The sequence below is a fragment of the Enterococcus sp. LJL51 genome, from assembly GCF_049894025.1.
Taxonomy (GTDB): Bacteria; Bacillota; Bacilli; order Lactobacillales; family Enterococcaceae; genus Enterococcus_L.
In genome coordinates this window covers 184511-196653 of sequence record NZ_JBNEQE010000006.1, presented here as the reverse complement: position 1 = coordinate 196653, position 12143 = coordinate 184511, and the positions used below count along the sequence as shown (strand labels likewise).

Below are 12143 nucleotides of genomic sequence, written 5' to 3'. Positions count from 1 at the left end.
AAAGTATAATCAATACGTGCTTTTATTGTTTCATTTAAATTGATTTTGGTTGCCGTATCGGTAGTATTCCCATGGTCATCCTTAATCGTAAATTCATGTGTTGAGCTAAGACGTGTCACTGGGTCTGTCACAGTCAGCTTCACTTTGTTGTTCATGCTTTTCGCTGTCAGGATACCATCTGCTGAGATTTCAGCGTCTCCAGTTACACTATATTCCGGCTTGCTCACTAGACCGTTGAATACCTTAGTATATTCTGAAAGATTGATTGTTTCTCCTACTGACAATTCTGGAATATCCTTAATTTCCGGATGCTTCATTTCTTCTTCCGTCAATGCCCACGTTCTAAACTCATATTCTCCAATCTGACGTTTTAACACATTATAATCCATCACAAAACGAACTTTATCCATTGGTATATAGCGATTATCATTAATTTTACTAATAATAGAGTAATATTTCCCTTCATACTGGAAATGCTTGAACCAGTCACTTGTCTGCACACCATTTACTGTTGGCAGCACACTCGAAGGTGTACCTGTCGGCGATTCTATAATTACTGCGTTTAGCTTCTCCGCCTCTGAAATTTCAAAAACATCATTATCGAAAGTATAATCAATACGTGCTTTTATTGTTTCATTTAAATTGATTTTGGTTGCCGTATCGGTAGTATTCCCATGGTCATCCTTAATCGTAAATTCATGTGTTGAGCTAAGACGTGTCACTGGGTCTGTCACAGTCAGCTTCACTTTGTTGTTCATGCTTTTCGCTGTCAGGATACCATCTGCTGAGATTTCAGCGTCTCCAGTTACACTATATTCCGGCTTGCTCACTAGACCGTTGAATACCTTAGTATATTCTGAAAGATTGATTGTTTCTCCTACTGACAATTCTGGAATATCTTTAATTTCCGGATGCTTCATTTCTTCTTCCGTCAATGCCCACGTTCTAAACTCATATTCTCCAATCTGACGTTTTAACACATTGTAATCCATCACAAAACGAACTTTATCCATTGGTATATAGCGATTATTATTAATTTTACTAATAACAGAGTAATATTTCCCTTCATACTGGAAATGCTTGAACCAGTCGCTTGTCTGCACACCATTTACTGTTGGCAGCACACTCCAAGGTGTACCTGTCGGCGATTCTATAATTACTGCGTTTAGCTTCTCCGCCTCTGAAATTTCGAAAACATCATCATCGAAAGTATAATCAATACGTGCTTTTATCGTTTCATTTAAATTGATTTTGGTTGCTGTATCAGTGGTATTCCCATGATCGTCACCTATCAATAAAGTGATTTCTTTAACAATTTTCTTGTCCTTACTAGTAATCTTGAGCGTTGTCTTTCCTTTTTCAAGTCCAGTGATTTTTCCATTTCTATCAACCTTGGCCAATTTTTGATCCTGAATTGTCCAAACCAGTTCATCTAAATAAGCATTTTCCGGCTGTAAGGTAATTGGTGCTTGCTTCGTCTCATTTACATCAACAAATAAAACATTTTCATTTACAATAATATCTTCTAAAACTACAGGGATTCTTGTCACTGTCAATATAAAAGAAGCTTCTTTTCCACCATCTTCACTTTTCACAGTAATCGTTGTCTGTCCTGCCTTTACTCCAGTAACTTTTCCCTCTTTATCAACAACTGCAATTGTCTCATCTGCACTTTCCCATTTCAAGTTTTTGTTTGATGCATTCTCTGGAATGATTGATGGATTGGCTTCAAAAGACTCTCCTGCTTCAATGGTTTTTTCTGAAAAATCAAAAGAAACACTTTCAACAGGACGATGCTTACTAATTTTAACCTTCATTGAAGTTGCTGGCGCATCCAATACCTCAATTGAAAACTCACCATAGTTTCCATTAGAAAGCTTCGTTGAAGGATTGGTTGTTTTTGTAACCGAGTTTGCTTGCGTTTTTTTATGGATTCCTGTTCCAATGTAATAAAATGGATCCCCATACCAGGGATTGTTTGCATCCATCTTAGAAGCACCCGTAATATTTTGTTCTGCCTCAAGCAGTGTTACCAGCTGCTCACCAACACTAACGTTTTGTCCATATCGTTTATCTACACGGTAAACAGCAATGCCGCCAGAGTGAAAGAACATAGATTGATACCCCTTATCAAAGCCTTCAAACTGTCTATTTTCAATCAGAAAATACTCCCAAGAATTCTCTGTATTCACTCTTAAAATATTGGGACTGTCCACTTTATTTAAAAGTGTCCGCAGCTCATAAATACCCTCTGGATTTTCATCTAAATCCACAACCTGAACCGGCATTCCCAGTTGTTCTTTAGAATAAGCATCCAGTCCAGCTGGTGTTGTTCCAGAGACCTCTCCACGCTCAGCATTCCAACTTCCACCGGCCATTAACGAGGTTGCTCCTAGCCCTTTACCAGACCCTGTTGTATTATACAAATCCGGCAACCCTAAATCATGCCCAAATTCATGAGCAATTACTCCAATTGAAGCAATTTTATTATTGTTGCTGCCGCCAAAATCCATTTTTTCGCCAAAGGTGGTATAATACTTTATTTCCTTTCCATCAAGTTTAGGCAGGTAATAAAATTGATATTTATGTCCTCGAACACCTGGTATAGTCATATTGGTCTGTTTGGAAGCTTCATAACCAGCATAAATAGTCATTACATGAAGCTCATCTTGTTCTAGATAATTTGGTTTTTCACGGTTCCTAGTGTCATACTGGGCAAAATCTACATACTCATCTGCTTTTTCTAGTGCTTCCTTCATTATTTCTCTACTTAAAGTTGCACTGATATTTATCCCTGTATTTGGGTGCTTACGATTCAATTTAACTTTTACAATCCCGTCATTCGCCCCATAGCTATCTATAGCTGGTTTAATATCAATTTGCCCTTCCGTCTGTTCTTGATAATAGGTACGCATTGATTTCCCTGATTCACTAAAGATTTTATTTTCCCATTCTGCTTCAGTTGTGGAAAGAGACACATCATCAAACTCTACAAGAATCACCAATAGATTCTGATCTTTACTCCACTTCATCTGAGAGCGCAGTTTACTTGTTGTATCTGATAAAAAGTCCTGACTTTGAACGCTGCTTTCTACAATTTCAGCTTCTGTCAATGCATTCATAGGGCGATTATCGATACCATATTTAAATAAGCTTGATGCTCCTTTATTATAAGAGTCAGTTGTTTCATAATACCAATAATTATCCGACCCTCTCTTGACGATTGCTCCATCGTCAGTAAGATAGTAACTATTAAACTCATCTCCTCTAATCGTTACCTCAAACCTCGATCCATTCGGCTGCTCAATTGTTTGTCTTTCATTTGCAACAGAAACAGCCTGAGCCTCCATGCCAATCATCAAACTTGATGCCAGCAATAGCCCCCCTAAACAACTAAAAAACCTTTTTCTTTTTTTCATTTAACAAACTCCTTTAACTAAAATGTATATTCATTATATATTACTAGTTATTTTATTACATTAGTTTTTCAAAAAAAATTTGAAATAATAAGGAATGGTTTTTCAGTCAATAAATATTTTTATTAAAACAAAACAAGGTCGGGATAATTTCGTCTCGACCTTGTTTTCTTATTATTTTATAACTATAGTACCGTTATATTAAACCTTATATTGTCTATTTGTTTTTCTTAATTTGAATCGTTTCCTTTTGAAACCTAAACAATCGAAAATGATAGATTACTGTGAATGCTTGTCTGTATCTTTTGGTTCTCCATAAACATTGACACTACTGTGGGTTCCTTTTTTAGTAAAGTTCTCAATAAGTTCCTTTACATCTAAGCCAGTTGTTTCTTTCAATGTTTCCTGCGTTCCAGCTAGCAAGTTCGTTGCATAATTAGTAATACGGTTAGCTCCGGAGTTTTCACCGCCGGCTCCTGTGTCAACTACTGAAATCTTATCAATATTTCCTAAAGGCTGTGCAGCTTCCTTCATCAGGTCAGGCAGCATTTCCAGTACCATACTTAAAACAGCAGCCTCGCCATATTGTTTAAAGGCATCCGCAATTTTTTCTTTTGCTTCTGCTTCTGCCGCGCCACGGGCTAGTGTTGCTTCTGCCTGCGCTTGACCAGCAAGACGTGTCTGATTTGCCTCGGCTTCTGCTAATGATTCAATTCTAAAACGTTCTGCCTCTGCCTCGGCTACCTCTCTTGCTTTTTGTGCAAGTGCTTCCTGCTCTTTTGCATAACGGTCAGCATCAGCTTTTTTCTTCACTTCAGAATCGTATTGTTTCTCGCGGCGAGTAATTTCCTTTTCTTCCAGCTCGATTTGCTTTTGACGCTCAATGACCTTAACTTCCATTTCTTGAGCAATAACTTCTTGTTGTGCCCGGGCACTTTCCAAGTTATAGGCTTGATCGGCTTTGGCTTTAGCAATATCCTGTTCTTCTTTATAGGTTGCCAACTTCAATTCTTTCTCTTTTGAGGCTTCCGCGATTTCTGCCTGTCTTTGCAGCTCAGCCTGCTGAGATTCTTTTTCGGCCTCTGCCTTTTTAATCCGTGTTTCTTTCCATGCTTCAGCTTCAGCAATATCCGCATCGCGTTTTACTTGAGCAATTCGAGGTTTACCTAGAGAATCCAGATATCCGTTTTTATCACGAACTTCTTTAATTGTGAAGGATACAATGATTAAACCCATCTTAGCCAAATCGACACTTGCAACTTCCTGAACACTTTGACTAAACTTATCTCTGTTTTGATATATTTCTTCGACGGTCATTGAACCAAGAATTGAGCGTAAATGTCCTTCAAGGACTTCTCTTGCTTCATTTTCCAGTTCTTCCCGTGTTTTACCTAAAAACTGTTCGGCTGCTGTTGCAATTTCTTCAACTGATGAGCCGATTTTAATAATCGATGTCCCATCACACATAACGGGAACCCCTTGTTCCGTATAAACCTCTGGTGTGGAAACATCCAGCTTGCTTGATAATAGACTAATCCGGTTGGAACGCTGAAATACTGGAAGTACAAAAGCTCCGCCGCCGCGGACAATCTTAATTTTATTACCTCGGTCATCGGCATGAACATTTTTTGTTCCTAAATAGCTTCCGCTAATGATTAGCGCCTCATCCGGCTTAGCTGTCTGATACTTCGATACAAATATAATCAGTACCATCAATAAGACAAAAGCAGCTAAAGCAACTGGTATCAAAATCCCAAAACTCATATTTTTTCTCTCCTCTTTCACTAAAATACTAATTGTTTCATTTCATCTGCTTATCTGAAACCTGACCTAACAATTCAGTATCAAATAAGTATTCCTTTTTCAACTCATTTTCACACTCGTTTGCAAATAAACTTTTTATTTATCAAACAGAGAAAAATAGTTGCTGTAGAGGTCTTTTGCTTCATCTCGCGAGTTTCCCGTTTAAATCTTAATGCTGTTCTCGTAAGGAACAACGTAGCAAACACGATTCGTTACTTCTATGATTAGTACCTTGGCACCCTTTTCAATGACTGCTTCCTGCGGACTATAGAGAGCTGCCGGTCTACTCATCGATCCAGTTACACTTTGCAATTGAATCTCGCCCATACCTGAAATTGGGATGGGGGTAATGACCACTGCAACCTGTCCTTCCATGTCCTTCTCTGAAATTGAAATCGTCGACTCAGCATTTCGCATTGGTGCAAACAGATAAAAATTCATCAGAAAAACAAGCACCATTGAGACAGCTGCACCACCTGCAAAGATCAGAATATGACTCCAATCAGTCAAGTATTCTCCTAAATAGCCGAACAGAGAGGTGAACGCCAGCCATGGAATAATCAGCATCGGATCAACTGGTCCGTCAAAATCGAAAATATCTCCGATCAATAGTAAAATCACTGCAAGCCCCGCACAAATGATCAGAACATATAAATAAATCGTCTGAAGCGGTATCCCCTGTATCACTTTCTCACTCCCTTTCCTGTCCGATGTTATCTATATTCTACCAATGTTTATTCAAAAATAACAGGATAATATTGATGATTCCAAGCATTAATATGATTTTTCCCTTTGTATTTTCTTTTATAAAAGGGAGGGAATCTATAAAATCAGTTACATTTAATAACAAATGAATCATAATCAAAAAATAATTCCTTCATATCTTAAATAAGAGAATAAAAACAGACAGAAGAGTAAAATCAAGTCTTCTGTCTGCAAAACATTAATTTTTTATTAAGAAAAAATGAAATTATTCATTGGACTTCAAGGCATCAATCATGTCGATTTTTTTCAATTTTACGTGCATCAGTATCATAACTAGTAAGGTAAAGAAGGCTGTAATTAACGCAGAATATGCATAACTTTCCCAATGAATCGTTGGTGAAAACATCAGCATGTCAACCTCTACTGTTTCTAGAACATACCGATGGACAATTTTACCCAGCAGCGAGCCAAACAGAATACCTAGCAGTGTTAAAATGATATTTTCCCGATACACATACATAGTTACTTCCTGATCATAGAAACCTAACACCTTTACTGTTGAAAGCTCTCTAATCCGTTCAGAAACATTGATGTTTGTCAGATTATACAAAACAATGAATGCCAGTAAGCCTGACACAATAATTAGCACCCAGACAACAACAGTCAGACTGCCTACTGTATCATTGAGCGCCTTACTTGATGTAGAAAGAAAGGTAACATTTAGCACACCAGGAAGCGCCAGCAGCTGGCTGCCGATAGTTTCTTCAGCCTTTTTCGAAGGCTGCTTATCGAATAAGAGAAAGTCTGTATTATAATCTGGTTCCTTCCCTATAATTTGTCGATAAAGAGTAGGAGTTAGGTAAGCAAAATGACCCGTATAGTTTTCAGCAATACCAGTAATTTTAAACTGGAACTTTTGATTATCTGCATTTTTTAAAGTGAGGTCATCACCAATCTTATAACCAAATAATTTAGACAGTTTTTCATTAATGATAACACCGTCATCTGTAAGTGCATATTTTTCCCCTGTTTGCCGATTTGCAAATGTGATAAATTGTTCTACCTCTGTTGGTTTCTCAGGAACATAAATCATCACATCTTGAGCCGCTTGCCGCCCTCTATGGCTGGTTTCCAGCGTCTCAACATGAAGAGGCATTGCCTCTTTCAAGTTACTGGAATTTTTTAGTTCTTTTTGATATGCTTGCTCTTCTTCAGTAGAATGATTCTCTGCTTTAGTAACAACTGCCTGATAATGCCAGACCTTATTATATTGAACCGCCACAATATCTGAAATTGAATCTCTTAAACCAAAGCCAGTAATAATCAAAGACATACAGCCGGCAATTCCTAAAACAGTCATTAACATGCGTTGTTTGTATCGGAAAAGATTTCTTGCTGTTACTTTTTGAATAAAACTTAGCCGTTTCCAAATCGGCGTTACACGTTCTAACAGAATCCGTTTTCCAGCTTTTGGTGCCTTCGGCCTTAACAGAACAGCGGGTGAGCTAAATAAATCCATCCGCAAGACAAGCATGGATGCGCCAACTGTACATAAAACAGCCAATAATAAGGCAAAAACACTATATCCTAGATACCAAGGTGTCACAAAATCTGGAATATTGTACAGCTGACCGTATGCATCGAATATGATTACTGGAAACAAATAATAACCTACTGCCAATCCCAATACCGCTCCACACAGGCTGGCAACAACACCATAAAGAAGAAATTTAAAAGCAATTTCACCATCACGATAGCCTAGAGCTTTTAAGCTGCCAATCTCTGTTCGTTTTTCTTCCACCATTCTTGTCATGGTTGTTAGACTTACAAGCGCAGCAATCAAAAAGAAAAAGATTGGAAAGACAACTGCTAATGAAGAAATACGATTTGCATTTTCTTTAAATTCCTTATAACCGGGATTGTCTTCACGGCTAAAGTAATAATAAGTGGCCTCCGGCAGCTCTTCCAGCTCCTGCTTCTTTTCTTCCAATGTCTGCTTTGCCTCAAGCAGTTTTGGTTCATTTTCCTTTTTTTGCTTTTCAAATTCAGCAGCTGCTTCATTGTATTCAGCTTCTCCCGACACTAACTGCCGCTGCGCTTCATCCAGTTGTGCTTGCCCCTCACTCCGAGCCTGCTCAAGCTGTGCTCGTCCGGCGGCAGCCTGAGCTTTCCCAGCTGATAGCTGATATTCCGCCTGTTGAAGCTGTTCTTCTCCGGCAGCAAGCTGCTGCTGGCCGTCATTGTATCGGGCAAGCTGCTGATTCAGTAATCCGATTTGCCCATCTATTGTCTGCAGACCAGCTATTGCCTGATTCAATTGTTCCTGAATGCCAGCTATAACAGGATTAACTGCTGCTACAAACAAACCTATATTTTCCTTCACAGGATTAGCAATCAGCTGTTGCAAAGCTGCTGAAACTGATTCATTCGCCTGCAGCTGAGCTAAAGTACTCTGCCAGCCAGCGGCCTGTTGGGCAACGGCTGCTGCAAAATACTCATCAGCAGTCAGCTGCAGCCCTGTTACCGCAGCTGTCAACGTTTGATACCCATCAAATTGCTGCTGCAAAACTGCAGATGTACTGCTCAGCTCAGCTCTTTGAGCCTGTAGCTGTACCAGTGCCGTCTGCCCTGCTGCAATCTGCGGTGCAAGCTCATTCAACTCTGCTTTTTTCTGTTCTAAAAGTATTTTTTGATTGCTTAGTTCTGCTTCTGATTGATCTATTTGAATCTGACTTGCTGTCAATTCATTCTCAGCTGCCGTCATTCGATTTAAAAACTCAGCTTGAGAGGTCTCAAACGCTGTTTTTCCAGCTTCCAGCTCAGCTTTGCTGCTAGCCAATTGACTTTGAGCATCCGCTAAGCTTTTCTCTCCATCTTGAATCTCCTGTTCAGCCTTTATCAGCTCTGAAGCTGCTGCTTCTTTCACTTCTTCTCTACGTTCCTGCGGACGGTCTTTCATCTGTTCTTTCAGACTTTTTACTTCTTTATCTCTAATTTTGTCGTAGCCTTCAGAGTAGCTGGCTTCATTTTTCAGCTTGTCAAAAGTGTAAAGAATCTCAGTATACACAGTACTTTCCATATCCGCTTCTGGAATTACCGCAAAATAGTCCAGTGTTCCCTTGCCCACCGTGGTATTTCCTCTGCTGATATTTTCAATATACTCTGGTGAACGGATAAATCCTACAATGGTAAACTCTCTAGTTTTCAGCTGATTATCTTTGTCATCGCTATCGGATACAATAAGCCGCTCATTTAGCTTGTAATTGCCTCTTTCAACCACTAAACTATCCAAGGCAATTTCACCGCTTTTTTCAGGCATTCGTCCTTCTGTTACAACATACTCAATAAGTTCATCTTTAGCTTCAAGATTTTTTCCAATAAACTTTATTCCTACATTTTTGTCTGAAACAAGCACATCTGCTGTGTGCCTAGGCAGAACTTGAGCAGTGGCAGCATTTTGAACTGCTTGAACATCCTTATCGGATAAACCTAAAGAAGAAACGATTTTCCCGTCTGACAGCTTTTGTTTTGAAAAGTAGTTATCAGCAGTTTGTGTCATATCCGGACCAGTCGCTTTTAAGCCGACAAACACCATCACACCTAGAAAAATAATGCCCATGATAGATAAAAAACGAGTTTTTGACTGCCTGATTTCCCGCAAACCAGTTTTAATTAACGCACTTTTTTTCATTTTAAAGACCTACCATTCTATCTCAGCGACAGATACCGGCTGTTCATTGACAACCATGCTGCGGACCTTCGCATCATTGATCCGGATTACCCGGTCAGCCATGGGAGCCAGTGATGAATTATGAGTAATAATCACCACAGTCGTTCCCGTATTTCTTGCAGTATCCTGTAAAATACTTAGAATTTGTTTTCCTGTTTCATAATCCAAGGCTCCTGTTGGTTCATCACAAAGGAGCAGCTTGGGTTTTTTGGCAATGGCGCGGGCTATGGTTACCCGCTGCTGTTCTCCTCCGGATAGCTGCGCCGGAAAATTATCTAAACGCTCACCTAAGCCAACAGACTGCAGAACTTCTACAGGATCTAATGCATCAGCGACAATCTGCGAGGCTAACTCAACATTTTCTTTGGCAGTCAAATTAGGAACCAGATTATAAAATTGAAACACAAAACCGACATCGTTCCTGCGATAGGTTGTCAGTTCTTTACTACTAAATTTAGAAATATCTGTCCCATCAATGATAATTTGCCCCTCATCGCAGAAATCCATACCTCCCAATATATTTAGAACAGTTGATTTACCAGCACCGCTAGGTCCTAAAATAACGGCTACTTCTCCTTTTTCAACGGAGAACGTGATGCCGTCATTTGCAGCAATCGTTGTATCCCCCATATGGTATCTTTTATACTCATTGATTACATCTATATAAGCCATCTACACTCTCCCTTTCTCAATAAAAGTTTATCATAATTAGCTTCTGATTACTTTTATTATCCTTCAATTAAAATTTGAAAAATTCTTTTGCTTTCATTTCTTTTTCTCGTATAATGGAAAAATGAGCGTAATTGCTATAAAGGAGATTATTTATGAGTAAAAAAAAGAAAAGCAGTTCATCCGTTAAAGTTCCGCCAATGGTTTTAGTGGCTGGAGTATTAATTATCCTTGTTCTAGGTGCATTGGGTGTTCAGGTTCCATCCCAGGTTCAGGAATTTTTTGGCTTAGAGTCAACACCTGTTGAACAAAATTTGCCCGCTTCAACTCCGAATCAGGAATCTACTAATCCTGGTCCTGAAGAATTGGGAACAGCAGCCTTTTCTTCCGCTGAAACAAAGGATAGCAAAAAGGGCTGGATTACTTACCACGAGTTGGATTCTCTAGGGCGTGCAACTGGAGCAGATGCCTTATTGAAACCAAATATGGTAAATACTGGGACTACTGCCAATCAGGATGTACGTCCCCCGGGCTTCATTTCTGGTAAAGCACCTTATGATCATTCCCGCGGGCACCTAATTGGACGACAATTAGGCGGTTCTGGTGATGACAGCCGCAATCTTACGACACTTTATCAAACGCCTGTAAATTCGCCCTATATGACAAAATACGAAAACCAGATACGTAAAGCCTTGGATGACGGAGAGACCATTCGTTACCGGGTAACGCCAATTTATGAAGGTTCAGATTTGCTTTGCAAAGAAATAGAGATGGAAGCAAAAGGAATAAAAAGTAATACTGCAATTAACTTTCGTGTAAAAATTTTGAATGAAAAGTAGGTGGATACAATGAACTTTCATGAAATTCGAGATACTTTGACAACACAGGATCCACATTCCTTTTTATCTGCTGCTAAAATGTTTTCTGAGCAGGAAGAGGACCCGTTTTTTCTTTTTCAGGACAACGCTGAAGAAACCTTTGAGGAAAATGTAAACTTTCTTTCTTCGGAAGAAACCTTATCTTCCGAAGACCTTGATTACTGGAAAGAGCACGATTTCACTATTGTTTGTCAAACTATTGATGGAGATTATATTGGTGGAAATACAGATGAAACCTTTGTTATTCCCAGCTCCCTTTACAAACTGGACATAGAAATCTATCCTTTATTTTTAGCAGATTTCTTTACTGCTTACGAGGAAGGGAAAATCGAATCTAATATCTTACCGCCTCACTCACCAGATAACAATAAAGACTAAAAAAGGGTTGTGTACTGAAAACCAGTACACGACCCTTTTTTTCCTGATTGCTCTATTGTAGAAATCCAGAGAAAAAGTTTATTCACAAAAATATCATGTAGTCTTTTTCAACACAGTTAGACAATCTCGAATAGCTGAGGAGAATCTGCTTTAATGAACAGTGTTGTATGTGTTACCTTAGAAATTTTCATACGTTTTCTACTTTTCATGTACTCTATTAAGAACGTGATTTTCTTTTGTGGTCCTTGTATTTCCATTTCAACATCACCATTTTCTCTATTCTTGACCCAGCCGAAAAGCTCTAAACGCTCCGCCATCAGTTTCGCCTGAAAACGAAACCCAACGTTTTGAACCTTTCCAGAAAACACCAGTTTTTCACGAATCTGCCCACTCTCCGTAAAATCAGGAATTTTTGCTCTATTGACCTGAGTAATAATATATTGATGCTTCAGTCTGCTCAGCAAACTCTGTCCCATACGCCAGCCTCCCTGTCGGTTTTACTAGTATTGTACTATAAAAACCGACTTGCACTAAACAAAAAATTTTGAGTATCCCCTTAACTTT

8 protein-coding genes are annotated in these 12143 nt (G+C 39.0%); 2 read left to right on the top strand and 6 right to left on the bottom strand.

Annotated features, from left to right (window positions below; genetic code table 11):
* From ACPWSO_RS08510 to ACPWSO_RS08490, 5 genes are all read right to left on the bottom strand, one after another.
* Window positions 1-3419, bottom strand: a 3419-nt coding sequence (locus ACPWSO_RS08510) for a M6 family metalloprotease domain-containing protein (protein ID WP_426082489.1), incomplete at its 3' end; no start/stop codon positions are given.
* Between the two features lie 276 nt (window positions 3420-3695).
* Window positions 3696-5180, bottom strand: a complete 1485-nt coding sequence (locus tag ACPWSO_RS08505; protein ID WP_426082488.1) for a flotillin family protein — start codon at window positions 5178-5180, stop codon at window positions 3696-3698.
* Window positions 5181-5381: 201 nt separating this feature from the next.
* Window positions 5382-5906 carry an NfeD family protein gene (locus tag ACPWSO_RS08500; protein WP_426082487.1) on the bottom strand — a complete coding sequence of 175 codons (525 nt, stop codon included), beginning with the start codon at window positions 5904-5906 and terminating at the stop codon, window positions 5382-5384.
* A gap of 283 nt (window positions 5907-6189) precedes the next feature.
* Window positions 6190-9615 carry an FtsX-like permease family protein gene (locus ACPWSO_RS08495; RefSeq protein ID WP_426082486.1) on the bottom strand — a complete coding sequence of 1142 codons (3426 nt, stop codon included), beginning with the start codon at window positions 9613-9615 and terminating at the stop codon, window positions 6190-6192.
* Between the two features lie 9 nt (window positions 9616-9624).
* Window positions 9625-10326, bottom strand: coding sequence for an ABC transporter ATP-binding protein (locus tag ACPWSO_RS08490; protein WP_426082485.1), 702 nt, complete (start codon window positions 10324-10326; stop codon window positions 9625-9627).
* A gap of 152 nt (window positions 10327-10478) precedes the next feature.
* Here ACPWSO_RS08490 and ACPWSO_RS08485 point away from each other — a divergent pair, with 152 nt between their 5' ends.
* A complete protein-coding gene (locus ACPWSO_RS08485; RefSeq protein WP_426082483.1) occupies window positions 10479-11162 on the top strand; it encodes a DNA/RNA non-specific endonuclease in 684 nt (227 codons plus the stop codon).
* A gap of 9 nt (window positions 11163-11171) precedes the next feature.
* A complete protein-coding gene (locus ACPWSO_RS08480; RefSeq protein WP_426082482.1) occupies window positions 11172-11579 on the top strand; it encodes a hypothetical protein in 408 nt (135 codons plus the stop codon).
* Between the two features lie 116 nt (window positions 11580-11695).
* Here the strand turns inward: ACPWSO_RS08480 and ACPWSO_RS08475 are convergent, their stop codons facing one another.
* Window positions 11696-12055: an acylphosphatase gene (locus tag ACPWSO_RS08475; protein WP_426082481.1), complete on the bottom strand. Its 360-nt coding sequence runs from the start codon at window positions 12053-12055 to the stop codon at window positions 11696-11698.
* Window positions 12056-12143: the final 88 nt, after the last annotated feature.